Here is a 24759-nt window from a genome sequence, read left to right as displayed (position 1 = left end):
GGCTGGGCCTCACTAAACGTTTTCTTATGCTCGTTTAAGCAGGGGACGCTCGTTTTTGGAAGCTTTGTTCACAGCTCTCATGACGTTGTCAAAATCGCCTGCGGGTACAGTGAAAGTGGACTGGCGGCCCTGAATTTTAACATGCTGAATGCGTACAGGATTGATGCGCGCACGGCGGCAGATCATATCCACTAGCTTGCGAGGTGTCATGCCGTGTGAGCGGCCAACAAATGCGGTAAGGCGGACACGTCCACGGGAGGCTGCGCCTTTGGAGCACTCTTCGATCTGTTTGTAGCTGCGTTTGTCGAGAACGCTGCCCTGAGAGTGCTGGAGCAGTGCTGCCACAACTTCAGCGGGATCATTGCCTTCCAGAAGTTCGTCTGCCAGGGAAAGATAAGACAAGTGGTTTCCACTGTTGACGATTTCGCTCAGTTCAGATCCCATGCACGCTTTTTTAACTTCAATGACCTGATCAATGGTCGGCAGGGGCTTCTTTTCAACACGCATTTTGGTGATTTTGGTAATGTAACGAAGCTTGCTGAACTCACGGGGGGTTATGATGGTCACAGCCACACCTTTTTTACCCGCACGGCCGGTACGTCCTACACGGTGCACGTAGCTCTGGGGGTCCTGCGGCAGGGCGAAGTTAACAACATGGCTGAGGTCAGGTACGTCAATACCACGGGCTGCAACATCGGTGGCCACGAGAATTTTGCACCTGCGTTTGCGGAAACGCAGCAGTATGTCTTCACGGCGGGACTGTGAGAGGTCACCGTGAATAGGTTCGGCAGGGTAGCCGCGTTCGGCCAGCTTGCCTGCAACATAGTCGGCATCCGCACGGGTCCGGCAGAAGACAAGACCGTAAAATTCTGCCTGAGAATCCACAACACGGCAGAGAGCTTCAAAGCGGTCCCTTTCGTTGATCTCATGAAAAATCTGCTCAGTCAGAGGAACTTCACTTTTTTCAGGTTTGACGGAAATAACATCATAATCGCCCATAAATTTTTTGGCGATATTCATGACTTCCGGGGGCATTGTGGCGGAGAACAGAAGTGTGCGGTGGTCTTCACCTGCGTTTTCCATGATGTCGGACACGTCATCAAGAAAACCCATGTTGCACATCTCGTCCGCTTCATCCAGTACGAAGTTGCTGATGCGGGAAAGATCGAGATTTCCGCGTCTGATGTGGTCAAGAATTCGTCCCGGTGTTCCTACAACAATGTCCGCGCCGCGTCTTAGGGCTTTAATCTGTGGAAGCATTGCCTGCCCACCGTAGACTGTGGCCACTGAAATACGGCGTTTGCCTCGGAAGGAGATAATTTCATCTGCGACCTGAAGAGCCAGTTCTCGTGTCGGAGTGAGAATGATAGCCTGAACATGTTTGGCTTCCTCACGGACATTTTCAATGATGGGCAGACCAAAAGCCGCGGTTTTACCGGTACCGGTCTGAGCCTGGCCTACAATGTCCTTTTCGCCGGAAAGAAGCATTGGAATTGTGGCTTCCTGAATGGGAGTCGGGTTTTCAAAGCCTTTTTTTGCAAGTGCTTCGATAGTAATATCTGAGAGACCTAAATTTTTGAATTTTTCCATGGTATAATTTCTACTATTGGTTGGATGTGTATACAGATTTTGTATTGAAAAAGGGCAATAAGCATAGCACCGCGTCTCTGTTCTCAGTAGAGTCGCGTTTTATCCCGCATCCGGCTTTGGCCGGTTGAATTCTTTGAAAAAGCCGTGTTCAAAATAGGCAACAACACAACGGATCGCTAGTTTCAAGCGGTCCGGCGTATGATTCCGGCAAGTCGGAATTTCGGGGGTGACAACAAATTAAAAGCCACCCCGCGGTTGTGAGGAGGGCTTTTCGTACCGTAATTAATGTCCGGTAATGTTTAGGGGGACCGTCCGGTCATCTCGATCTACAATAGGCGGGGAAACGCAAAGGCAGATCGTACTTTCCCTGAAACAGCAGGCTCTGGCCTGCATAACTGGTCCCAAATTCATGATTAAGGTTCCAGGGATATCGTCACATAAGGACGGAGTACGAATTAAAGGTACACTGCCCTTGGTTCAAACAATTGAGCGTAAAAGCTCAAAACGACCGGATTTGGACGGACGGTCAAGCTTTAAGCATTGAAAGTGGCTTGGGTCAAGGTTTTTCTTTGCCTTTTAAGGTTTCTGGAATAACTTGGTATGAAATGTTTGAAGTAATAACCACATATGATCCGTATGATGTCTGGTCTACTCCGTTATTCGGTCGGCTGAAGAAGGACTACAATAACGGAAGGCTTGTTACCAGACCGCTTCTTGCGGCCTGTTACCTCATGGATTTCGCATTTCCTCTGACAACACGAAAAATACTTGGGTGTCCCAGATCTCTCTCTCCGCATGTCCTTGCTTTACATTCGTTAATGAAAGCTCAGCTGATGAATACTGCCCAGCGCCAACAGGTTCTTGATTGTTTTGAGTCCATGAATGCTCTGGAGAATGGTTTCGGCTGGGGGCTGCCTTTCAGATGGTATTCAAAACATGCTGTTTACGGTGAGGGGGTTCCCTATATCACCCACACCCCCTATGTCATGGAGGCTCTGCTCTCTCTGGCTGAAGATGATCTTGTCTCGGAACGGGCGCAGGATATGTTCAAAGGGACATGGGCCTTCATGGAATCTCTGCGGGTGATGGTTCATGATGGGGAGCGTCTGGCCCTGTCATATTCTTCTCAGGAAGAAGGAAGAATTGTTAATAACGCCCAGTCATATTCTGCATTCGCTTACGCTCTTCACGCTGTACATGGAGATCCCGCCAACTGCGAGTATTCCGTAAGTCGGTGTCGTGAACTTGTGAAATGGTTGATCTCGGAGCAAGGGCAAGATGGAAGTTGGCTTTATTACGCTGATGAAAAGCCCGGTAATTTCATAGACTGTTTTCATTCCTGTTTCATTATTAAGAATCTTCGAAAAGTTATCAGTCTGGTTCCTGAACTGGAAGAGATATCCGGTGGTAGCATAGACCGCGGAGTGAGCTTTATAGATAATAATTTTCTGGACCGGAATAAAATGCTCTGCCGCCGTTTTGTGAAGAAGGGCCGCAAAGATTTATACCGTTGGGACCTTTACGATCAGGCAGAATATCTGGGGCTTCTAGTTGATTCCCGGCGCTTTGATGAAGCGTGTGTGTTCAGGGATTCGGTCCGCAGCAATTTCTCAAGGAAATGCAAATGGTGGTGCCGTATTGATCATTTCGGGCGCAGATGGGGAAAGGGCTTTTTGCGTTGGGGGATCATGCCTTATCATTACCAGAGCAGCCGTCTTGATGAGGCCATGGGCCGTTCCGGTTGATTTAATCTGATTGAATTTTTTTTCAGTAAAAGGATAACAACTGAATAGTCTGGTGCAGAAATTGAGAAGTTTTTTTGAGTTAAATATATTTAAGGGGTTAAAATGTGTGGAATAATTGGAAAGATTTTGCCCCGTTTTGTTGCGGAGCCTAAAGGGCTGAGTTTAGTTGATGCACTGGATCTAATCTCCCATCGAGGCCCCGATGGACGCGGGACCGAGATTGTTGATGTAAAGGGGGGGGCGGTCCATTTCGGGCATACCCGCCTTTCAATACTTGATCTCTCCTTGGCCGGGGCCCAGCCCATGTTCAGTCGGGACCGTCGCTGGCTGGTCACATTCAATGGTGAAATATATAATCATCTTTCCATCCGTAAAGGTTTGCCCGGTCCTTTCCGCGGAACTTCCGACACTGAAACGCTGGTTGAATCTATTGCCGCCAAAGGTTTGAGAAGCACGGTCGAAGAGCTTGACGGCATGTTCGCTTTCGCAGCTCTGGATGTGGTGAAGGGAAAGGTATTTATCGCCCGTGATCCTTACGGAATCAAGCCTGTTTATTATTCTTCCGGGGAAGGGGGAGTGTCTTTCGCCTCGGAGATTAAAGCCCTGCTTGCGGTGAGCGGGATCACGCCGGTGCCTGACACGCAGGCTTTACAGACTTATCTTACCCTCCGTTTCGTGCCTTCTCCGGCGACTCTTTACGCTGGGGTGCAACGCCTTAAACCCGGACATATTTTATCCTGTGACATTGCCTCCGGACAGACCGAAGTTTCCTGTTATATCAAAGAAGTGAAGGAGCCGTTCAGCGGATCGCTGCGTCAGGCTTGCGATGTATACCGTGATAAGCTTGAGCAGGCGGTTGAGAATCAACTGCTTTCCGATGTCCCTGTGGGAGTGCTTCTCTCGGGGGGGATTGATTCAGCTCTTGTTTCCGCCATGGCGGCTAAGCATAAACCGGGGCTGACAGGTTTTACGGTCGGCTTTGAGAAAGAAACTTATGAGTGTGAGATAGATGATGCAGCCCATACCGCAGCTGTTCTGGGAATGAAGCATGAGTATGTCAGGCTTGGCGCGGATGATCTGCTCGACTGTGTCGAGGCTGTGGCTAGATCGGTTGAAGAACCACTTGGGACCACCTCAATGTTGGCTATGTGGCATCTTTCAGCCTTGGCCCGGAAAGGAGTCACAGTGGTGCTTACCGGACAGGGCAGCGATGAACCTTGGGGCGGCTATCTTCTTTATCAGGCGGAACTGCTTCGGGATAGAATCCCGTTTCCGGCTGTTGCGGGCCGTCTTTCCGGTCTGGTGGACCGTGTCCCCCGGCTGCCTGATGCGGTATACCGGGGCATGCACATGATCGGTATTGCAGATGAAGCGGAGCGTTTTTGTGAAGCCCGGGCGTTGTTTACTGCCGAAGAACGTCAGCAGTTAACCGGACGCAGGGACAGCGGACTGGCTGTGCAGGGGATCAACTATTGGCTTGAAGGGCTTGGCGGCTTGGAAACGAAGTCTGCTGAGCGGATGATGCGGGTTGATACACGAATGAATTTGCCTGATGACCTCCTCCTCTATGGAGATAAGATAACCATGGCCGTAGCACTTGAGGCGCGTGTCCCCATGCTTGATTTAAAACTTATGAATTTTGTTAACTCCCTGCCGCTCGCTTATCGGGTAAGGCTGGGAAGGCGCAAGATAGTGCATAAGGAAATGGCGTTGCGGTATCTGCCTTCGGAGATTGTGAATCGTCCCAAGAAAGGTTTCAAGATCCCTTTTGGTTCACTGGCCCGGAATGAATGGAAGGAATATCTGCACAATGTGCTGCTGGACAGGAACGCAAAGTATCTTTCAGCGATTGACCATCGTGGAGTTCAGTTTGTCTGGAACAGGCATCAAAGAGGTGAACGTGACTGCTCCCGTCAGCTTTTTGCTTTGATGATGCTGGCCTGCTGTTTTGATGGAATGTCTTTATAAATAAAAAGCCGCAATCCTTTCGGATTGCGGCTGGGAAAAATGGTGCCGAAGAGAAGACTCGAACTTCCACGGGGGAACCCCCACTAGACCCTGAACCTAGCGTGTCTACCAATTCCACCACTTCGGCACGGAGAGATTTGTATAGTCAGATGGAAAACGTTTTGCAAGAACTTTTTTCAGAAAAATGCAGGTAGGTATAAATTAAAAAAGCCGCAACCCTTTCGGATTGCGGCTAAGAAAAATGGTGCCGAAGAGAAGACTCGAACTTCCACGGGGGAACCCCCACTAGACCCTGAACCTAGCGTGTCTACCAATTCCACCACTTCGGCACGGCGAGATCATGTATAGGTGTATGACTTTAGTTTTGCAAGCCTTTTTTTTACTAATTAGTTTTTAAGCAAAACAGAACAGATTTTGAAATTAAAATTAACCACCCGCAAGACTACCCCATTTAAATGGGGTAGTCTTGCGGGTGGTTTTGGCAGGTATCTATCTTGGTTAAAGTTTATTTTCTGAAATCGATAGGTACATAATGACGTGTGGTTTCGCCGGTGTATATCTGTCTCGGGCGGTTGATTCTGGTTGTGGGATTGGTGTAATCCTCATACCAGTGTGCAATCCATCCGGGCATACGTCCGATGGCGAACATTACCGGGAACATGGCCACCGGAATTCCCAGCGCGCGCAGGATGATGCCGGAATAGAAATCAACATTGGGGTAGAGCTTTCTTTCAACGAAGTAATCATCGGAAAGGGCTCTTTCCTCAAGTTTCATGGCAATATCCAGCAGGGGGTCGCTGAATCCGTGCTGCAGGAGTTCATGGGTCGCTTTTTTCAGGATTTTTGCGCGCGGGTCAAAACTCTTGTAAATCCGGTGTCCAAAACCCATTAGCCGGCATTCTTTATTCTTAACCTTTTCGATGTAGTTGTCGATGGTATCATCACCGTTGTATATGGTTTCGAGCATATCGATTACCGCGGCGTTTGCTCCGCCGTGCAGTCTGCCCCAGAGAGCGCAGATTCCGGATGAAACAGAAGCAAAAATATTTGCCTGCGTGGAGCCTACCATGCGTACCGTGGAGGTGGAGCAGTTCTGCTCATGGTCGGCGTGCAGCTGAAATATAAGAGAAAGAGCTTTTACCGCTTCACGGGGCGGATCATACTGCTTGTAAGGGATGGAGAACATCATGTGCAGGAAGTTGTGGCAGTAGCTGAGGTCCGGGTCGGGGTAAACAAAGGGGCGCCCGATGGATTTGCGGTATGAGAAGGCCGCAATGGTGCGCACTTTGGATATGATTTTGCCGACAGCGAGGAAAAATTCCGCTTTGTTGTTGATGTCGTAAAGATCTGGATGGTAGCTTCCAAGAGCGTTGATTACAGCGGAGAGAATCGCCATGGGCTGGTTCTTGTGGGAAGGAAAGCCTTCAAAGTGGTGGCGCAGGTCTTCGTGAATAAGCTCTTCTGCTGTCAGCAGGGCACTGAAGCGTGTCAGGTCCTCTTTCTTGGGCAGCTCGCCGAATATCAGCAGCCATGCGGTTTCGGTGAAAGTGCCGTGCTCGGCAAGTTCTTCAATCGGATATCCGCGATAGCGCAGGATGCCGTTTTCACCGTCAACAAAGGTAATGTCACTGGTGCATGATCCGGTGTTTGCGTAGCCGGGGTCGTAGGATATAAGGCCGCTTTGCGCTCGGAGTTTGGTGATATCTATGCCGGTTTCGCCCTCTGTCCCTGTGATTACGGGCAGTTCATATTCTTTGCCGTCATATTTCAATATGGCTGTTTTCTGATCACTCATTTGCGATAATCCTCCGGTTAATGGGTCTGTGCGCGCTATAGGTGTGTCCTGTTCTGTGGCAGAATTCGCAACAATATTATTCCCGGTCCAATGCTTTTAAGGCATTGACTCGCGCTGTGCGGAATCATGCTGTCCGGTTCCAAGGATCTGAGGCCTTGAAGATTACCGGAAATATTAGCGGGCAAAATGTGACTTTTTGTGAACTGGAACCGGTATTTCCCGATTTTAGGGGCCGTCCAGCGTAAAAGGTTATACGGCTGATTTGCAGGGAAAAAAGCAGAGTGCAATTTCCCGATGTTGCAGCTACCAATACGCAAAATACGTTGAAAAGTCCAGCATCGGCAAAGAGTATAATCTTTTTAGAATAGGGTGTTGAGCGGTATAAAATTCTTAATAATGTCTTTTCGGTTTAAAATTATATGTCCAATGCAGACGTATCGATTCCGTATTTTCGTATTCTGTTATGGACAGTCCCTCTGCTTATTCCAAGTATTTCAGCAGTTTTACTTTTGTTGCCGCCTGTTTGTCTGAGCGCGGTGATCAACTCCTGTTTCTTATCCAAAGTGACGCTTAAATTTGTGGCACTCCTGTGATCAGGCCCGCCAAAGCAGTGCATCACTGCAGGGTCGGCAATATGCGGGGGCAGATGCTCAGGAAGAATCGGGCCACGGTCTTTGACCACTGCCGCATATTCAATAACGCTTTTGAGTTCCCGCACATTTCCCGGCCAGTCGTAGGAGGTGAGCAGTCTCATGGTTTGCGGAGCCGGGCTTTCTGAACTGTCAATATGAGGATTTATACTGATGAAGTGATCAACCAGCAGCGGAAGGTCTTCCCTGCGGTCGCGTAGAGGAGGCAGATGGACGGGGATGACGTTGATGCGGAAAAAGAAATCTTCCCGGAAGCTGTTTTCTTTGACCAGTTGGCGCAGATCATGATTTGTGGCGGTGATCAGTCTCGCGTTCATTGACAGTGGTGTGCTGTCGCCAACACGTTCAAAGGTGCGGGTCTCCAGAACCCGGAGCAGCTTTACCTGAATTGAAAGTGGAACATCTCCTATCTCATCAAGAAAAATATCTCCGTCGGCAGCTTCTTCGAAGCGTCCTTTGCGATGACGGAAGGCTCCGGTGAAGGCTCCTTTTACATGACCGAAAAGCTCACTTTCCAGCAGGGAATCATTCAATGCGGCACAGTTGATCTGTACAAATGGTTTGTCGCTGCGCGGACCCATCTCATGTATTGCCTGAGCGGCCAGTTCCTTGCCTGTTCCCGATTCCCCGTAAATTATTACCGGCGCGTCGGAGCGGGCGGCTCTTTTAAGTAATGCGTATACTCTCTGCATGGGGGCTGAATCACCTACAAATCCGCAGAACCCTTCATCGTTTCGATGGAGCTTGTGGGACAGCTCCCTGATTTTCAGCTCTTTGCGGTCTAGTTCGCTGATGTCAGTGATTGTTTCCACCGCTCCCAGAATATTCCCGTTTTCATCTTCCAGCAGAGAAGCGTTTTTGAGCACATGCAGATAATTGCCGTTTTTCCCGATCAGGTGGCAGTTCTTGCGACTTTCCCTGCGGGTATTGAACAGCCTGCACCAATGCTGCTTTCCTTCCGCCCTTGAGCGTTGACACGCGTCGCATCCGAGAACTGAACAGGGCTTGTCCAGCAGTTCCTTTTTAGTAAATCCGGTCATGTTAAGCAGGGCTTCGTTGACCATCAGGATGGTTCCGTCCGGTCTGATGATGAGCAGCCCATCACTCATAGTGTCGATAACTTCACGCAAATATAAATTGATTTCCTGTTCTGTCATAAGGGATATGTGTTTAAAAAGTGTTCAGGTTGTCCATGTAGATGTTTAAATTTGAACATGTGTCTAAAAATATGTCCAATCTAAAATCAGAAAAAGAAATTAACGGATCGGTGTATGATTACCATACTAGCCAAAAACCGCACGATTGTGATAGTTATTATGGGACTATAAAAAATCTAGGCATGGATTCTGCTTTGTTACATTGAGGTTAAGTTAAAATATTTAGGAAACTGACTTTGATAATCGAACGGGAACTGCTGATGAAATTGGAAAGGAAAGGAATATCCAGAAGATCTTTTCTGAAAGGACTTGGGGCAGGGAGTGCAGCAATGGTTCTCCCGAAAACTGCCGCAAGTGCTTCAAAGCGTGATGAGGAGCTCTGCACTCTACTTGATATTTCCAAGTGTATTGCCTGCGGTGAATGTGTGTCCGCATGCAGTGAGGTAAACAGTGCGAAGTATCCTGAACCTGAAAAGCCATATCCGACAATGTACCCGACAAAACGTGTAAAAGTTGAAGATTGGTCGGACCGAAGAGATGTGGATGACCGGCTGACTCCTTATAACTGGCTTTATATACAGAGCACGGAGGTGGAGTACAAAGGGGAAGTTCATGAAATTAATATCCCCCGCCGCTGCCTGCATTGCAGGAATGCCCCTTGCGCAAACCTCTGTCCATGGGGAGCTGCAGCAAGACAGAAAAATGGTATTGTAAGAATTTTTGAAAATGTCTGCCTTGGCGGATCCAAATGCAAAGCCGTCTGCCCGTGGCACATACCCCAGCGGCAGACCGGAGTGGGGCTTTACCTTAGATTGATGCCAAATTTTGCGGGCAACGGCGTCATGTACAAGTGTGACCGCTGTTATGACCGGATTGCTGACGGGAAGCAGCCCGCCTGCATCGAGGCCTGTCCGGAGGGAGTGCAGACTATAGGTCCGCGCAGTGAAATCGTGGCTAAAGCCCATGAACTGGCAGAAAAAAACAACTGGTTCATCTACGGGGAGAATGAAAACGGCGGAACTAATACCATCTATCTGTCTCCGGTTCCTTTTGATCTGCTGAATGAAGTCGTGGAAAAAGGTCCCGGCAGGCCGGGGCTGGATCCTGTTGCCGATTCAATGGCTGACGAAGAAAAGCTGGCGTATGCCGTGGGTATTGCTCCTTTTGCCGGAGTTGCCGCTGCTCTGATTAAGGCTGGTAACTATATCTCTTCAGGGAGGAATAATGATGAGTAGACGCCTGTTTATCCTGGTCTTTAAAACAACTTTGCTGATCATGGCCATCACCGGGGCGGCACAGATGCCCATTTTTAAACGTTATTACGTTTCCGATGTTCCCGGGCTTGGCTGGCTTGCTGATTTTTATCTGACCAACAAGATTCACTATCTGTTCGGGGCGCTGCTGATTTTCATGACTGTTTATCTGGCGACCCAATTCTTTATGAACCTCAAGGGAGAATATAGGCTGACTCCATCCGGAATGTTGCGGTCCGGTCTTTATGGCGCAGTTATCGCCACTGGAATTCTGAGGGTAATCAAGAATCTACACAATGTAACACTCGATCCCTATACGGTTATGCTGATTGACTGGACCCATTTAGGATTTGCAGTCCTTCTCGGCATTGCGGCTGTGTATGCGTTTTTCAAGGGGCGCATACCATATCTGGAGGATGAGCCGTATGCCCTTAGGCACATGCCGGACAGAATCTGAATAAGGAAGAAACCGGCAGGGCTGATTGAGCTGTGCCGGACATTTATAACTTACGGAGGGTGGAGATGAGATTCATGCGGAACTCAGTACTGCTGCTTTTGGCGGTTGTTTTTCTGGGGGCCAGCGCATTTGCTGCCGGGGATACGGCCCCGGGAAGAGAAATGGCCCGTCAGGCAACCAAGGGGAAGGAACTCTGGATTACTGCCGACCATTCAAAGTTCGATGCGCTCAAACAGCCGTTCAAGAGTGGCCCGGAGGTTACCAAAGCCTGTCTGACCTGTCATACTGAAGCCGGACACCAGTTTCACAAGACTATTCACTGGACCTGGCTTGACCCCAAGGCGGAAAAGGAGCTTAAGGTCGGTAAAGGCGGACTGATTGTAAACAATTTCTGTATCAACATTCAATCCAACGAACCTCGCTGTACATCCTGTCATGCAGGGTACGGGTGGAAGGATAAGAACTTCGATTTTACCTCACAGGAAAAAATCGACTGCCTCGTTTGTCACGAACAGACAGGAACCTACAAGAAGTTCCCCGCCGGAGCAGGAAATCCCGCTCCTCCGCCGGGCAAGAAGTTCAAGGGTAACGGCAAGTACTACGCTGCTCCCGAGTGGAATAAAGTTGCTCAGTCCGTTGGCCGCCCCACCCGCAAGAACTGCGGAACATGTCACTTCTACGGTGGCGGTGGCGATGGTGTTAAGCATGGAGACCTTGATTCTTCCCTGTTCAAGCCCGCCAAGACTCTGGATGTGCACATGGGTATCGACGGGCAGGACTTTGACTGCACCCGTTGTCATACCACGGTTAACCATGACATCGCAGGACGAATCTACTCAACTCCCGCTGCAACCGAGCGCAAGTCTCTGCTTGAAGATGACCTTGGTTCCAAGATCATGTGTGAATCCTGCCACAGTGCTGAGCCGCATAAGAGTGAACTGGGCATGAAGCTCAACGACCATACTGACAAGGTCGCTTGCCAGAGCTGTCACATCCCCACTTTTGCCCGGGTGCTGCCTACCAAGATGTGGTGGGACTGGTCCAAGGCGGGAAAGAAGAAGGACGGAAAGCCCTATGTGGTCAAGGATGAGTGGGGTAAGCCCACCTATATGACCAAAAAGGGTGATATGCGTTGGGAAAAGAATGTGGTTCCGGAGTATTACTGGTTCAATGGAACCATTGATACTATCACAGCCCAGACCACAATTGATCCGAGCAAGACAGTACGGGTATCCATGCCTGTCGGCAGTATCGAGGACAGGAATTCCCGCATTATGCCTTTTAAGGTTCATCGGGGTATGACTCCTTACGATAAGGTGAACAAGAACATGGTTATCCCGCATCTCTTCGGTAAGGATAATAATGCATACTGGAAGGGGTATAACTGGGAGAATGCAATCAAGGCCGGGATGGATTATGCCGGACTCGAGTTCAGTGGTGAAGTGGGATTTGTTGAGACTGAATTTGTTTATCCCACCACCCACATGGTTGCACCCAGAGAGAATGCTCTGGCCTGTGAAGAATGCCACAGCAAGCAGGGACGACTGGATAAAATGACCTGTTTTTACATGCCCGGACGTGATGCTTCCTCCGTTGTTGACGCAGGTGGCTGGTTTATCGTGCTGGCTTCAGCTGTAGGCGTTGTGCTGCACGCCCTCGGACGCATCTTTATCAAGCGCAGGGAGGACTAGTCATGACCGGACATAAAATGAAGAAGATTTATCTCTATTCCCGTTTCGAGCGGTTCTGGCACTGGACACAGGCAGTGCTGATCATCATGCTCATGGTAACCGGGCTTGAAGTGCACGGTGTGTTTACCCTCATGGGTTTTGAGCAGGCCGTTGATCTGCACAATACGCTCGGCATAAGCTGGCTCATACTGTTTGTGTTTATTGTCTTCTGGCTGCTCACTACCGGCGAATGGAAGCAGTACATCCCGACGACAAAGAAGCTCTTTGAAGTGGCGATGTATTACGCTTCAGGCATATTCAAGGGAGAAGAGCATCCTGTGCATAAGAGCAAGGATGCCAAGCATAATCCGTTGCAGCGTCTGGTCTATCTGGGGTTGTCAGCAATTCTGCTGCCCCTGCAGATGGTAACCGGGCTGCTGTACTGGACCTACAATGACTGGGCAGAGTACGGGCTTGGTTTCCTGAGCCTGAACGTGGTCGCCAATGTACATATGGCCTGTGCATACGCTCTTCTAGCGTTTCTGATTGTACACATCTATATGACAACGACCGGACATAATCTTACTGCGCACATTGCGGCCATGTTCAGTGGCTGGGAAGAAGTGCCCGAGGATTACAAGGCCGAGGAATGGGAGATTCACGAGAAGTAACTCGTGGTTATGCCACCAGCGGCAGGGGATATCCTTGAACAGGAATCTTCCCCGGCCTGCAAGGGCTTAATGAAGGTAAAGCCCCTGACATCTGCCAAGATGTCAGGGGTTATTCATTTTAATTTTTAACCCGGATATTTGTCAGAGCACAATTCTCCGCCTGCGCCCCAGTTTTCTTTTTTGACTTCATCAATCACCACGTAAATTGATTCAACACTGCATCCGGTAATCCTTGCCATTTCTTTTGACATGACTTCCACAAGTTCCCTTTTCTGCTCAAGGCTTCTGCCTTCAAACATTTCAACGCGAATAACTGGCATGTTTGTTCTCCATTTGTATTTGATGTTGTTGATTATGCCCCTCAAATAAATCAAGTGAGGACGGTTTTCCAGTGGAGTCAACAACAGTGAGCGGCAGGGTATAAGAAAAGCCTCCACCCAAAAGGTGAAGGCTCAAATAAAAACAATCTGAAAATATAAGCGGCGAAGCCCTGATAAAAGTTTTTGGGATTCTTAAACCCTTTTCTCAAAAAGGGTTTAAGCCCCCGGAGGGACCGTCGGTAGACTCCCCGAAGGGCCCCCGGCGGGATTGTAGACAGATTCTCCGAAGGGGGCCGACAATGTTACTTATAAACAATAGTCCCGACATGCTCACCGCGAAGAGCTGCATGAACATCTTCAGGATGACGCAGGACATCAATGATCTGGAACTGCTTAAGCGTCTTGGCGTTCTTGAGAAAAGTCAGGACAGCTCTTTCAACGATGAGATCATCAAGGTCCATCTCAATCAATTCATCCACATGAATCTTATCGTAAAACTTGAGAGTTTCGCGATCTTTGGCTTTTTTGGGATCATTTTCGTAAAGGCCTTTTTCATCCTTGAGGTAGATCACTGATTTGGCGCCGATGTTTTCGGCCAGCAGAAATGCCCCTGAATCTGTACGGTGCGGCGGGATGGAACCGACTTCCGCAGGATGTTCAAAGAATCCGTAAGGGGGGATACCGGTGGTGATGGGCAGGTATCCGAGCTGGCAGTACATGTTCAACTGCTCAAGGTGGTCTCCATGACCGATTTTAACACCGCCGCGTTTAGCCAGCAGTACGGAAAGCATTTCAGCGTTCTGCCACGAAACCTTATCTCCAAGCTTTGAAAGTACACCTGTGGGCATGCCGAGGTCCACGCCGATGTTGTAGACATGGCGGGCGCGGGTTCCGCCTCCGGTCATGAGCAGGATCTTGTGTTCTTCCTTTGCCTTGACAAGTTCATCGAGGATGGGCAGCAGTGCTTTTGCGCCGCGGTCCATGATTGACTGGCCGCCGATCTTGAGAACATTAACTTCCGGCTGCATGTGGAAATATTCTTCAGCTTCGGTTTCACGCAGAAGTCCCTTATCAACCAGGGATTCGCCAAGCAGTCTGGTTTCAATGTGCAGACGGCCTTTTTCGCCTTCTTCCTTGATCAGTTTACCCATGTCTTTTCCTCCGGGGTTAAAATCATTTCAGATGTCAGTTCGAGCTGACAGTTGGTTCATTATTTTTAACAAATAATACTAAATAGATCGGAAATCTCAAGAAAATTTCTTAATTCTGTCTGTTACAGCACAGAAAACAATACCTGCTCCAAAAGCCCACGCCAGATTTGAAATCAATGTTATTGCCAGCATTAACAGAAGTGTGGCCTGCTGCATACGTTCACGCATATCCTTGTAGGTCAAGACCAGTTGAGCTCCTGAAAAGATCAGCAGCACGCCGAGTACGCCCATGGGAATTAGTTGCAGAACTTTTACGGAAGTTGAGCCAAAAAATATTGCCAGTAGAACAAACATGCCACCAATGATGAGGTTCGCTCCATTAGTTCTGGCTCCGAACCTGTAGTGCGCGGCAAGTCCTCCTGCTCCGTGGCAGACCGGCATCCCTCCCAGCATGGCGGCAAAAAAGTTTGCTGCTCCCATGCTGGTACATAAGGCCCTTTCCGTGACCCGTCTGCTTTCTTTTCCAAAATATTCGAAGCTGAGGTCCCGGTTGGCTATGACCGCGTTACCCAGAGTCATGGGAAGCTGGGGCAGAACCAAAGCCAGTAGGGCAAATGAAAAATCAGCTCCGGTGGGGAATCCGAAAGGCAGAATTTGCGGAAGATGGAGTCCGAAATCAAGTTGCCCGATTCCTTTCCATGCTCCAAGCAGAGTTCCAAGCACAGCACCGCAGCCTACAACAACCAGTCCGGCCGGATAGCGTTTGTTATTGTAGAGCTTGATGGCAATCATTCCGAAAATGATGGCAATGACAAGGCTGATGGGAACAGGCCCTATGGATTGTAATGACAGAAAAGGTTCTGTCGCACCCCTTATTTTCTGCAGTCCGCTTGTGCCCAGAGCCAGATAAAGACCTTTGAGCATTAAAAGTACACCAGTGGAAAGCTGTACCCCCCTGACTACCGGCAGTGGAATAAGTCTGGATGCCTTACCGGCGATGCCGCTGAGACCCAAAAATAAAAGAATACCTGAAATCATGAATCCGGAAGCTGTAATTACTTCCGCACTCAATGCCTGTGCGATGGCATAGGCCGAGACCACTTTCATGGGTTGTACGGCAATGGGAACACGGTAATAAAAACCGCCCAGAATATAAAACATCCCCACCACAAGAAATAATCCCGTGGCAGAAAGACCGTTGATCATAATCAGGGCGAACGCGAGCGGGAGCAAGGCTCCCAGATCACCAACCGACCCGGCCCATTCCATCCTGCTGAAACTGATGCGCACTGTCTAAACCTCCGCAACAATAAAATTCACAAATATCAGCAAGTAAGTCGTAGTAACAATACAGTTATGGGTATCATCACTGCACTGGTTAGGCCATTAAAAACATTTGCAGGATGGAAGGTTTTCCGGGTGATTTTTTAATCATCTGATGGGCTGGGACAAAAAACAGGGCTGATTATGCATCAACCGGCTGCTGACGTTTGCCGCCTTTACCCTCGCCGTCGCGCTCAAGATAAACAACATCGTAACCTGTGTGCTGTGCAAGCTGCTCAAGTTCACACCTTCTGATGCGTTTTACTTTAAGTGTCAGATCTCCTCCATGAACACCAACTACACGGAATCTTGGTCTACGGTCACCATCGGTGGCTTTTACTCTTTCTCTTACGAAAATTTTCATTGTGTCCTCCTTGGGATTTTGTTGTGACTTAACGGATCTTCGTCTATATTAGATATATATCCTCAAAGAACATATAGTCAAGGAGAACTGTGATGATTATATTTAAATAAAAGGATAGGAGTTTGAAAAAATAAATATACCAAGCTGTTGATTGTGAAATTATAAAGGTAGAGCGTATAAAAGAATAGCAGCGGGCTTTGATAGATTCTTTGGAAAAGTGTCAGTCTTTTTTATGAAAAGGGCACTGAAGATAAAGTTTATCAGTTGATCCGTTTCAGAACAGGGAGAGCATATGTCACAAAAGGTCGGAGGCGGAAAGCCCCAAAGATACATACAGCCTTCATTGTTGATGGCTTTGAAGGAAGGATCGTCCTATGGTTACCAGCTTATCCAGACTATCGGGGAATATGGATTTCTGCGCGGAGATGTCCCTCCGGGTATGGTTTACCGTCATCTTCGTCAGATGGATGAAGAGGGGCTGGTAAAATCAGAATGGGACTCCAAGGGTGACGGACCTGCTAAGAGGGTTTACTCCATCACCCCTGAAGGACTTGAAATTCTTGATGCATGGATTATCCACATGCAGCGCCAGCGGGATGCTTTGGAAAGTTTTATTATGCGCTATAAGGAGCAGTAGCCAGACTCAAAACCGGTCCGGTCTGAGGGGGCTGCTTTTTTTTGCGCTTGCCGTGAGCCGGTTCCCAGAGGTGTTCGGCTATCCTTTTGACCTGCAGAACGGGATGTCCGCCCCAGAGTGATGGACGGATCCATTTCGCGTTGCGTATCTCGTCCTCTGGAAGTGGAACGAGAGGGTCCCGGTCAACGGAAACCACCTGTATTCCGGTTCTGTTCAGGTCATAAACGTGCAGTTCACCCGTGAGTGCGCGCAGTTGACCGTATTCAATGAAGCGTCCGCACCAACCGAACTTGGTAAGCCCCACTGCAGCTGCAGCTCCTATTATCCCGTCGTTTGTTCCGCCGAGTCCAAGCAGCTCGTAGGGTCGGGCCGCTTCCATGGCCTGTCTCTGGCTGACTTTTGTCCCGGTCACAGTCTGGCCGAAGTTCACCATAGTGTTTGAAACTTCGCTTTCAAGGGCAATGCATAGACCGGGGTCACTTCCCGGGGCGCAATTCTTACGGAGATGATCGACTGCTTTGTCTCGCAGAGCTTTAATCTCATAGCCATCCGGGATGTCGATAATCGCACAGGCTGAACTGTTGTTGGATGTGAAAGGAATGTCGCTCAGCTTTGGTAACTGGTGACGAACCACTCCCACAATTGAACATTCGTCAAGCCCGTATGAAAATTCCCTGACCAGTCTTCCTGTTCCAATCGGAGCGTCTTTGTCATCAGTATCATCAAATCCCAGATATAAACGCATGATGTCTCTCCTATATGTTAATAAGAACATATTTCACTGCATACCACGCAAGTCAATGGCTGATTTATTGATGGCAGATTGGCACTTTCATCTTTAAGTGTTTTGATTTTATGCGCACATATTAATTATTGTAGATGGTTAAGGTTTTTACAGATTGATCCTGTCTTAATTTGCAGAACTGGGAGGTCTGCGTTATCAATGCCAGCGGAAAAGATAACTTATAAGGAGTTTTTATGGATAATATAATTGCTGAGAAGCTGACAGTTGCGCCCGTTGAGCGCAAAGATGGGACTTATGCTCTGCGCCTGTGTATCAAGCACGGCCAGTTGACTGCCGGGATGATGAAAACAGTCATGGATACCATGCAGAAGTTCAACCTCAACTCACTGCGGGCCACCACCGGGCAGCGGATGAATCTTGAGGGGATTCCCAAGGAAAAACTTAATGAGGTTATCGAATCTCTGGGTACATCCGTTGAAAAGGCTCCTCACGGAGTATCTGTCTGTACCGGGGCTGGTATCTGTAAATACGGTATGCAGGAAAGTTACGGAATGGCGGATAAGCTTTTGGCAATAGTCAAAGAAAACGGCCCATATCCTTTCAAAGTGAAAAGTGGGGTCTCCGGCTGCAAGATGGCCTGTGGAATGAGTTTTATACGTGATGTCGGCATGGTAGGCGGTCCCAAAGGCTGGGAAGTCTATTTTGGGGGGTCCCCACGCAAGGATGCCGGACTTGGTGTCGTGCTTGGCAGCAAGGTTACTGAGGCAGAAGCTCTTGAACTGGCTGAGAAAGCATTACTTTTTTATAAAGAAAATGGCCGTAAGCGTGAACGTACCAGCGGAATGCTGCGTAGACTCGGAGCCGAAGCCGTTCTTGAAGCGGTTAAATAGAATTTGCCGATTCAGTTTCAAGAAGATTCTGTACAGGACGCTCTCCTTGATTTCATGAATATAACACAGGGGCTGGACCTTAGGGGCGGCCCCTGTTATCACCTCTCATTCAAAGCACTTATTCCAGTCTGCGTTCCGCACTGATAATCAGATTCCGCATCCGGCGGAGTAAAGCACACATCATTTATGGGAAAACATATCATTGAAGAAGCTTCGCGCTGTCTGCAATGCAAGAAGCCTTTGTGCAGTAAAGGATGCCCTCTGGGCACTCCGATCAATAAAATGATCGAACTGCTGCTCAATGGCGAAATGCGACAGGCCGGAGCTATGCTTTTTGAAAACAACCCGCTTTCCGTGGTTTGTTCATTAATCTGCCCTCATGAGAATTTTTGTGAGGGGCATTGTATTCTGGGGCGCAAAAGCACTCCGGTACAGTGCAGTAATATTGAAAACTATATTTCCAGCTATTATCTGGCCCAGTACACCCCGCCAGCTCCCCCGGAAAAGAGGAAGGCGCGTATCGCGGTTGTCGGTTCCGGACCTGCCGGGATCACGGTCGCTTTCATTCTTGCCCTTAAAGGGTATCGGGTGACTGTGTTTGAGTCCGAGGACAGGATCGGCGGCGTCCTGCAGTATGGAATACCCGAGTTCCGGCTGCCCAAGGATGTTCTGGAGAAGTTGCGGCAGGTCTTGCTGCAGCTGGGGGTAAAGATTCGGCCCAATATGCTCATAGGTCCTGTTGTCAGTCTGGATGACCTGTTACGTGACGGCTATAAAGCTATTTTCATCGGAACCGGTGTCTGGAATCCGCGCCCCTTGCGCTTGAAGGGGGAAACCCTCGGTAATGTCCATTATGCAATCAACTATCTCAAAAACCCTGATGTTTATGAACTTGGGGATCGGGTTGCTGTTATCGGGGCGGGTAATGTTGCCATGGATGTGGCCCGTACTGCACTGCGAAAAGGAGCTAAGGAAGTGACTCTGCTTTATCGCAGGGGGGCAGAGGATATGAGCGCAACCAAATACGAATATGATTACGCCAGACTCGACGGGGTCCGCTTTGAATTTTACCGTTCCCCGGTAGAGTTGACCGAAGAGGGTGTAGTCTGCGTGGATACAGCTAAAGAGACGGATAAAGAGGGGAATCACCGACTGATTACACTGGAAGGCTCTGAAAAGCTTGTTGAGGCAGACTCCGTGTTCATTGCGGTTAGTCAGGCCCCCCGCAGTAACCTGACCGGCATTGAAATCGGAAAAACAGGTCTGGTCATAACAGATGAGGTAGGGCGGACGACCCGTGACGGGATATTCGCTTCCGGTGATGTTGTAACCGGGGCTAGAACCGTTGCTGAGGCTGTGCGCTGTTCGAAGACTTCGGCTCAGGCAATCATTGATTATATTGAAGGTTTTTAGCTTGATGGCAAAGTCAAAATCATAAGTATCCTGAGATCCCGGCAGTGTTTTCTGCCGGGATCTTATTTTTCATACAGGGGCATTATTGAGGTGGAGCCATTCCTGTTCCCCTTCCACGGCCTCGACTCGGTCCGTGTCCTTCAGGAACGCAGAACAATTGATCATTACGTGATATACAGATGCCGGACAAAGTGCCTTGAGGTGTCACCACAGTGCATGGTTTTCCCTGTGATTTTCCGTTACAGGCAGTGAAAGCCTCTTCGGGGGGCCCTTGTCTGTCTCCACGGCTCATTTTTTCTGAGCCATGCATCATTCCTTGATTTGGCCGGGCTGAAGAGCGCTGCATATTATGATTCTGGCTGCCGCTGAATCTTTGCATTCCATTATGTCTCCGTCTGTCTGTTCCGGATGTACCGGGGCCGCCACCTTTCCAGACGGGTATCCTCACGTATGGAGGATCGTATTCTTCAGCTTCTCCTCCAGCTACGCAGCGGACGTAATTGTATATGCGGATATCATCTCCCTGAGGGCCGTGTCCGTCGGGAAAGGCATCGGGATTTCCTGATTTGGGATCACTCCTTTGGGCTCCGGCTCCGTGGACATCCATCCACTTTTTATTACTTCTTCCCGGGGCGGAGAAATATCCCAAAGCCCGGCCGAAAGCCACGTAAGCTGCCTGTTTTGGTGTTGGTCCATCTAGGTGGGTGGTGGAAGAGTAGTAGTAGGATTCAATTTCCGTGACCTCAAACACAGGGTCGATAGCAGCGGAATCAGTAGTGTCGGGACTGCGACTGTAGTCAACTATGGATTGGAGTTCTTTTATGTTCGGCAGCCGCCAATCGTTTCTTCGGCCTGCGGTGAGATTCTCACAATAGCTGAGGGCCTGCTTCCAGTTGAGCTTCCTTCCGCTGTCCTGTTGTTGCCAAATCAGGCCGGTGGCTTTGTCCTCAATAGTTCCGTCGTTACGGTCCACGAAAGCATTTTTACCATAGTCAGGATTACCGCGAACATAGCGGATATACTTTTTGTCCTGCTCCCTGCGGTATTTCTTCCCGTAGCCCTTAATTCGCCCATCAGCAAAATTAACACCGAAAGCAGTCGGGTTTCCACCCATAGTTTTGCTCACGTAGGTTGTTGCGGACCAGTCCTGACAGTCAATAATGCGGCTTCCTTTGGATGTGTCCCCATATTTGAATTCGAAATAATCAGTGTTTATGAATGGTATGGAACTTGATTCCGATCGCTGCACCCAGCCGTTAAAATCTATCAGGGAATATAACTCCTTTATTGTGGGAGCTCTCCAGTCGGTATATCCACCTACCCGGCAATCCTTTGCGCCTTGCATGGCCGACTGCCAGGAAACTTTGGTACCTCGCTTCCGTACCCACATCAGGCCTGTAACAAGATCGGATACTGTTCCGTCCCCGTTATTTCGGTAACGCGCCTCATTACCCTTATACTGGGCATCCTGACCGTAAAATGAGTCTCCCTTATCCGGGCAGGTGATCTGTTTTGAATTGCTGAAACAGGCTTTTTGTCCGGTATCTACAATGGTGTAGGGCCTTGCGTCTGCTATTACGTTTGAAAGTAGGATCAAGACAAATGTCGTTAAAATGAATATTTTTCTCATTTGAGTCTCCCTGTGGTAATCTGAGGCAATACAGAATTAAAACACGAATAGATGATTACTTCCAGCGACAGTTTATTTTTTACAACTGTAGCACTTTTTTAATGTTTTCTTAATGAAGCATATTTCAGGGCGGACTATGCAGAATATATTATGAAGTATAATGTAAATAAAGACGTGTATCTATATCTTGAATTGCTGGGTATTTTCGGATTTGTTCCGCTGATCTATTTTCTTGGTCTAATACCGTTGCCTAAAATACCTGTTCTTCTGGCTGCGTTTACAGGATGTCTGTTCTACCTGTATAAAACCCCGGGATATAACAGATCGGAGCTCATTGATGGACTGGATCGAAATTCCGGGGAATTGCGCTGGATTCTTATCCGTTCATGTGGAGTGGCCGTTGTATCGGTTGTCGCGGTTCTGATAATCGATCCGGAACTGTTGTTCGGTTTTCCGCGAGCCCGGCCCCGGCTGTGGCTGTTGGTTATGGTTCTTTATCCTCTGCTTTCAGCATATCCTCAGGAGGTAATCTACAGGGCTTTTTTCTTTCAGCGGTATAAGCCTATTTTGTCTTCACCTGTGGTAATGGTCTGGGTCAGCACACTGGCATTTTCATTTCTGCACATAATTTTTCATAACTGGCTGGCTGTGTTTCTGACCATACCTGCCGGATATATCTTTACCCGAACCTATCTTCGAACAAAGTCATTACTTATGGCTGCGCTGGAGCACGCCTTGTATGGATGTATCATTTTCACTTCCGGTCTGGGGCGATTCTTCTACAACCCTTGAACAAATGGAAAGGCCCGCCTTTCTTAAGACGGGCCTTTTAATGCATGGCTGCTGGTTTAACTACTTAAAATAGTGAAGTGCTTTGGTTGGAGTGGCTGGGGTTTAATTACTGCGCAGTTGTCCTATAAGCTCACGCAGTTCTCCGGACATGAGAGCGAGTTCCTGAATGGCTTGAGCTGATTGCTGAATGCCCTCGGTTGTTTCTCTGGCAACATTGTTAATCTCGCTTATGGCGTGGTTAATCTGCTCAGAAGCGGAAGATTGCTCTTCGGAGGCTGTGGCAATGGATTCTACCTGGTGAGCACTGTAATCCACAGTGTCCACGATTGTTTTGAGGGAATCACCGGACTTGCGGGCCAGGTCAGTTGTTTCCTGTACAGCGTTTACGGCGTTTTCAACATCCTGCATATTGGCACGAACCGAAATCTGAATGTTCTTAATGCTGTCCCCTACCTCGTGGGTGGCGGTCATTGTTTTTTCGGCCAGTTTACGGACTTCATCAGCCACAACAGCAAAACCTCTTCCTGCTTCACCGGCCCGGGCGGCTTCGATGGCAGCATTAAGAGCCAGAAGGTTGGTCTGGTCCGCTATATCGCTGATCACATCCATAACAGTGCTGATGGATTCTGTCTGTTCGCCAAGTGAGCGCATATTGCTGCGCAGGTCTTCGGCAATTGAGCTAACCTCGGTGATTGCCTGAACTGATTGAGCAACGACTTCCGCGCCCTGCTGGGCTTCATCTTTGGCTTCTACGCTTTTGCTGGACGCGCTTGAAGCGTTGTTTGCCACTTCAAGTATGGTGCTGTTCATCTGCTCCATCGCGGTTGCAGTTTCAACGATACGCTCACGCTGCATCTCCGAACCTTTACTGATCTGCTCCACCTGTGCGGAAAGTTCTTCACTGGCGGATGACAGTTGCTCGGAGATGGCCTGAGTGCGCTCTGCTACGTCCTGCATCCTTTTCTGGGCCGAACGGATTTCCGTCTGGTCGAGAAGTATCTCCATTGCTCCTACAACACTGCCGTCTTTTTTAATGGGAACTCCGGTGTAATCAATATCCAGATCTCCGCCGGCGGTGCTTATTCTGGTTGAACCATGTTCCGTTACACCTGAATCGATCGCTTTCCGGCACGCACAGTTTTCTGTGCCACAGTCGGTGGAGTTAATAAATGCGGAGCATTTGTCTTTTTTCAGCTCAGACAGGGACTGCCCGAGAAGATCTGACCCGGCTTTGTTCATGAAAAGCAGATCGTAGTTTTTGTTGATGGTCATGATGGGCATGGGAACTTCATCAATGAATGAACGCAGAACTCCTGTCGCAAGGTTGGTGCGGTCGATGAGTTCTGCGAAGCTGCCGCTGAATTTTGAACTGTCAGCCCTGCTGTCAATACGTCCAACTTCAATGTCACTGATGGCGGTGTCTATCTCACTCATGACATTGTTAATGGTATCCCTAACTTTGTCCATTTCCATGCAAATCATTCCGACTTCGTCGCGCTGGTTGACATCAATGTCGCTGTCCAGCTTGCCGGCTGCAATATTCTGGACAAATTGGCTGGCTTTCTTCAGGGGAGAGGTAATGCTGCGGGAGATGAAAAAGGCCAGCAGAATTCCTATGATTAAAGTTACAGCTGAAGTAACTGTCATTGTCTGGGAGGCGGACTGGATGGATGCCTGCATGCGCGGGCCAAGAGTGTCCTGTTCCTTCATTACTTCAATTTTCATCTGCTCAACCAGTTCAGCTATTTTTGGGCCTATCTGGTCAAGTTTTTTCTTTGCCGCTGCCTGTTTGACCGCAGCGTTGATGATGTTCCTGGTATTATTCACATACTCTTCATTGCTTTGGGTCAACTCGTTGATCAGTCCGAGATCTGCAGGAGAATATAGAACGTTGCGAATTTCATTGAGAGTCTTCTGGAAGTTTTCAAATTCGGTGAGGGCCTTTTGTGCGTCAGTTTCCTCTTTGGATTTGTATATGAAGTAGGCGTTGGTCAGGCGTGCTTTATATAGAGTTGCCATGCTTTTCTGTACCATGGCCGTCATGAAGCTGTCTTCCCGTTCATTGGCACTTTCGAGAAGGGTGTTCAGGCCGGATATTATTACTTCTCCGCTTTTCAGAACTTTACTAAGGGATTCTTCTTCAATCTGCTTCTGAGTTACGAACTCTGTAAAAGTCCTACTGTAAGCTGTAATATTCTTTTTGATTTCAGGTAGCAGTGCTGCACGGCTTGAGTCGTGGGTGTTCTCTTCGGCTTCCCCAACAAATTCCTGAAGTTTATCTACACGCTCCTTGTATTGGGAGAGAGATTCTTCGGTCGCTGCTGTGGTGTAGGCAATAGCTCCGATACGGGTCAGCAGAAGATTTGCCTGGATGCGGCCATCAAGGTTGCTGGCTCTTGCAAGCTCTCTGTAGCTTGTGAACCCTTCGGAACTTTCACCCAGCTTTATTACTCCCTGGGCGGCCATTGCTGCTAGAAGTACCAGAATAAGTCCGAATCCCCCGGCAATCTTGGTTGTTACTTTAATATTTTTCAACAT

Annotated in this window: 20 protein-coding genes and 2 tRNA genes; 10 read left to right on the top strand and 12 right to left on the bottom strand. The window is 48.8% G+C overall.

The genetic code is table 11. The annotated features are described in order from the left end of the window. Positions 1-24: 24 nt before the first annotated feature. The gene (locus ACZ5PW_RS18860) at positions 25-1590 is read right to left on the bottom strand and encodes a DEAD/DEAH box helicase (RefSeq protein ID WP_464556550.1); all 1566 of its coding nucleotides are present in this window, start codon (positions 1588-1590) and stop codon (positions 25-27) included. A gap of 605 nt (positions 1591-2195) precedes the next feature. On the opposite strand from ACZ5PW_RS18860, the gene ACZ5PW_RS18855 reads away from it, so the two are divergent. Continuing rightward, positions 2196-3335: a hypothetical protein gene (locus tag ACZ5PW_RS18855; RefSeq protein ID WP_464556549.1), complete on the top strand. Its 1140-nt coding sequence runs from the start codon at positions 2196-2198 to the stop codon at positions 3333-3335. Between the two features lie 102 nt (positions 3336-3437). Continuing rightward, positions 3438-5303: an asparagine synthase (glutamine-hydrolyzing) gene (asnB, locus tag ACZ5PW_RS18850; protein ID WP_464556547.1), complete on the top strand. Its 1866-nt coding sequence runs from the start codon at positions 3438-3440 to the stop codon at positions 5301-5303. A gap of 40 nt (positions 5304-5343) precedes the next feature. Here asnB and ACZ5PW_RS18845 read toward each other — a convergent pair. The 4 genes from ACZ5PW_RS18845 to ACZ5PW_RS18830 form a co-directional block, all read right to left on the bottom strand. Further along, positions 5344-5430 (bottom strand) — tRNA-Leu (locus tag ACZ5PW_RS18845). A gap of 115 nt (positions 5431-5545) precedes the next feature. After that, positions 5546-5632, bottom strand: a tRNA-Leu gene (locus ACZ5PW_RS18840). Between the two features lie 176 nt (positions 5633-5808). Continuing rightward, positions 5809-7098 carry a citrate synthase gene (locus ACZ5PW_RS18835; protein WP_464556545.1) on the bottom strand — a complete coding sequence of 430 codons (1290 nt, stop codon included), beginning with the start codon at positions 7096-7098 and terminating at the stop codon, positions 5809-5811. A 415-nt stretch (positions 7099-7513) separates the two neighbouring features. Beyond that, positions 7514-8905, bottom strand: coding sequence for a sigma-54 interaction domain-containing protein (locus ACZ5PW_RS18830; protein ID WP_464556544.1), 1392 nt, complete (start codon positions 8903-8905; stop codon positions 7514-7516). Positions 8906-9165: 260 nt separating this feature from the next. Between ACZ5PW_RS18830 and ACZ5PW_RS18825 the strand changes: the two genes are divergently transcribed. From ACZ5PW_RS18825 to ACZ5PW_RS18810, 4 genes are all read left to right on the top strand, one after another. Beyond that, on the top strand, positions 9166-10140 hold the full coding sequence (locus ACZ5PW_RS18825; RefSeq protein ID WP_464556541.1) for a 4Fe-4S dicluster domain-containing protein: 975 nt from the start codon (positions 9166-9168) through the stop codon (positions 10138-10140). After that, the gene (locus ACZ5PW_RS18820) at positions 10130-10615 is read left to right on the top strand and encodes an iron-sulfur cluster-binding protein (protein WP_464556540.1); all 486 of its coding nucleotides are present in this window, start codon (positions 10130-10132) and stop codon (positions 10613-10615) included. The genes ACZ5PW_RS18825 and ACZ5PW_RS18820 overlap by 11 nt, the downstream gene beginning before the upstream one ends. A gap of 65 nt (positions 10616-10680) precedes the next feature. Beyond that, positions 10681-12306: a tetrathionate reductase family octaheme c-type cytochrome gene (locus tag ACZ5PW_RS18815; protein ID WP_464556539.1), complete on the top strand. Its 1626-nt coding sequence runs from the start codon at positions 10681-10683 to the stop codon at positions 12304-12306. A 2-nt stretch (positions 12307-12308) separates the two neighbouring features. Then, positions 12309-12956 (top strand): cytochrome b/b6 domain-containing protein, encoded by a 648-nt coding sequence (locus ACZ5PW_RS18810; protein WP_464556538.1) that lies wholly within the window; start codon positions 12309-12311, stop codon positions 12954-12956. Positions 12957-13081: 125 nt separating this feature from the next. Here the strand turns inward: ACZ5PW_RS18810 and dmpI are convergent, their stop codons facing one another. The 4 genes from dmpI to ACZ5PW_RS18790 form a co-directional block, all read right to left on the bottom strand. Beyond that, positions 13082-13276: a 4-oxalocrotonate tautomerase DmpI gene (gene dmpI, locus ACZ5PW_RS18805; RefSeq protein ID WP_464556536.1), complete on the bottom strand. Its 195-nt coding sequence runs from the start codon at positions 13274-13276 to the stop codon at positions 13082-13084. A 302-nt stretch (positions 13277-13578) separates the two neighbouring features. Further along, positions 13579-14427, bottom strand: coding sequence for an amino acid kinase family protein (locus ACZ5PW_RS18800; protein WP_464556534.1), 849 nt, complete (start codon positions 14425-14427; stop codon positions 13579-13581). Between the two features lie 96 nt (positions 14428-14523). Continuing rightward, a complete protein-coding gene (locus ACZ5PW_RS18795) occupies positions 14524-15717 on the bottom strand; it encodes a putative sulfate/molybdate transporter (RefSeq protein WP_464556532.1) in 1194 nt (397 codons plus the stop codon). 175 nt (positions 15718-15892) lie between these two features. Next, positions 15893-16114, bottom strand: coding sequence for a hypothetical protein (locus ACZ5PW_RS18790; RefSeq protein ID WP_464556530.1), 222 nt, complete (start codon positions 16112-16114; stop codon positions 15893-15895). 292 nt (positions 16115-16406) lie between these two features. Between ACZ5PW_RS18790 and ACZ5PW_RS18785 the strand changes: the two genes are divergently transcribed. Then, complete coding sequence (locus ACZ5PW_RS18785) at positions 16407-16751, top strand: helix-turn-helix transcriptional regulator (protein WP_464556528.1); 345 nt, start codon at positions 16407-16409, stop codon at positions 16749-16751. Here ACZ5PW_RS18785 and ACZ5PW_RS18780 read toward each other — a convergent pair. After that, positions 16729-17496, bottom strand: a complete 768-nt coding sequence (locus ACZ5PW_RS18780) for a hypothetical protein (RefSeq protein ID WP_464556526.1) — start codon at positions 17494-17496, stop codon at positions 16729-16731. The genes ACZ5PW_RS18785 and ACZ5PW_RS18780 overlap by 23 nt on opposite strands. A 233-nt stretch (positions 17497-17729) precedes the next feature. Between ACZ5PW_RS18780 and ACZ5PW_RS18775 the strand changes: the two genes are divergently transcribed. Next, positions 17730-18386, top strand: coding sequence for a nitrite reductase (locus ACZ5PW_RS18775; protein WP_464556524.1), 657 nt, complete (start codon positions 17730-17732; stop codon positions 18384-18386). 186 nt (positions 18387-18572) lie between these two features. Continuing rightward, positions 18573-19799 (top strand): NAD(P)-dependent oxidoreductase, encoded by a 1227-nt coding sequence (locus ACZ5PW_RS18770; RefSeq protein WP_464556523.1) that lies wholly within the window; start codon positions 18573-18575, stop codon positions 19797-19799. Between the two features lie 82 nt (positions 19800-19881). On the opposite strand, the gene ACZ5PW_RS18765 is transcribed toward ACZ5PW_RS18770, so the two are convergent. Beyond that, on the bottom strand, positions 19882-21429 hold the full coding sequence (locus ACZ5PW_RS18765) for an Lcl C-terminal domain-containing protein (RefSeq protein WP_464556521.1): 1548 nt from the start codon (positions 21427-21429) through the stop codon (positions 19882-19884). A gap of 150 nt (positions 21430-21579) precedes the next feature. Between ACZ5PW_RS18765 and ACZ5PW_RS18760 the strand changes: the two genes are divergently transcribed. Continuing rightward, positions 21580-22221: a CPBP family intramembrane glutamic endopeptidase gene (locus ACZ5PW_RS18760; protein ID WP_464556519.1), complete on the top strand. Its 642-nt coding sequence runs from the start codon at positions 21580-21582 to the stop codon at positions 22219-22221. Between the two features lie 102 nt (positions 22222-22323). On the opposite strand, the gene ACZ5PW_RS18755 is transcribed toward ACZ5PW_RS18760, so the two are convergent. Further along, on the bottom strand, positions 22324-24759 hold the full coding sequence (locus ACZ5PW_RS18755; protein WP_464556518.1) for a methyl-accepting chemotaxis protein: 2436 nt from the start codon (positions 24757-24759) through the stop codon (positions 22324-22326).

The organism is Maridesulfovibrio salinus (assembly GCF_055394525.1).
The sequence above is the reverse complement of the archived record's forward strand: the minus strand, read 5'-3'. Positions and strand labels throughout refer to the sequence as shown.

Excerpts from the sequence above, each read along its gene's own strand:
- asnB (WP_464556547.1), top strand. The coding sequence starts at position 3,438 with ATGTGTGGAATAATTGGAAAGATTTTGCCCCGTTTTGTTGCGGAGCCT.
- ACZ5PW_RS18830 (WP_464556544.1), bottom strand. The coding sequence starts at position 8,905 with ATGACAGAACAGGAAATCAATTTATATTTGCGTGAAGTTATCGACACT.
- ACZ5PW_RS18765 (WP_464556521.1), bottom strand. The coding sequence starts at position 21,429 with ATGAGAAAAATATTCATTTTAACGACATTTGTCTTGATCCTACTTTCA.
- ACZ5PW_RS18760 (WP_464556519.1), top strand. The coding sequence starts at position 21,580 with ATGAAGTATAATGTAAATAAAGACGTGTATCTATATCTTGAATTGCTG.
- ACZ5PW_RS18785 (WP_464556528.1), top strand. The coding sequence starts at position 16,407 with ATGTCACAAAAGGTCGGAGGCGGAAAGCCCCAAAGATACATACAGCCT.
- ACZ5PW_RS18810 (WP_464556538.1), top strand. The coding sequence starts at position 12,309 with ATGACCGGACATAAAATGAAGAAGATTTATCTCTATTCCCGTTTCGAG.
- ACZ5PW_RS18780 (WP_464556526.1), bottom strand. The coding sequence starts at position 17,496 with ATGCGTTTATATCTGGGATTTGATGATACTGATGACAAAGACGCTCCG.
- ACZ5PW_RS18820 (WP_464556540.1), top strand. The coding sequence starts at position 10,130 with ATGATGAGTAGACGCCTGTTTATCCTGGTCTTTAAAACAACTTTGCTG.
- dmpI (WP_464556536.1), bottom strand. The coding sequence starts at position 13,276 with ATGCCAGTTATTCGCGTTGAAATGTTTGAAGGCAGAAGCCTTGAGCAG.
- ACZ5PW_RS18855 (WP_464556549.1), top strand. The coding sequence starts at position 2,196 with ATGTTTGAAGTAATAACCACATATGATCCGTATGATGTCTGGTCTACT.
- ACZ5PW_RS18825 (WP_464556541.1), top strand. The coding sequence starts at position 9,166 with ATGAAATTGGAAAGGAAAGGAATATCCAGAAGATCTTTTCTGAAAGGA.
- ACZ5PW_RS18835 (WP_464556545.1), bottom strand. The coding sequence starts at position 7,098 with ATGAGTGATCAGAAAACAGCCATATTGAAATATGACGGCAAAGAATAT.
- ACZ5PW_RS18775 (WP_464556524.1), top strand. The coding sequence starts at position 17,730 with ATGGATAATATAATTGCTGAGAAGCTGACAGTTGCGCCCGTTGAGCGC.
- ACZ5PW_RS18860 (WP_464556550.1), bottom strand. The coding sequence starts at position 1,590 with ATGGAAAAATTCAAAAATTTAGGTCTCTCAGATATTACTATCGAAGCA.
- ACZ5PW_RS18770 (WP_464556523.1), top strand. The coding sequence starts at position 18,573 with ATGGGAAAACATATCATTGAAGAAGCTTCGCGCTGTCTGCAATGCAAG.
- ACZ5PW_RS18790 (WP_464556530.1), bottom strand. The coding sequence starts at position 16,114 with ATGAAAATTTTCGTAAGAGAAAGAGTAAAAGCCACCGATGGTGACCGT.
- ACZ5PW_RS18755 (WP_464556518.1), bottom strand. The coding sequence starts at position 24,759 with ATGTTGAAAAATATTAAAGTAACAACCAAGATTGCCGGGGGATTCGGA.
- ACZ5PW_RS18800 (WP_464556534.1), bottom strand. The coding sequence starts at position 14,427 with ATGGGTAAACTGATCAAGGAAGAAGGCGAAAAAGGCCGTCTGCACATT.
- ACZ5PW_RS18815 (WP_464556539.1), top strand. The coding sequence starts at position 10,681 with ATGAGATTCATGCGGAACTCAGTACTGCTGCTTTTGGCGGTTGTTTTT.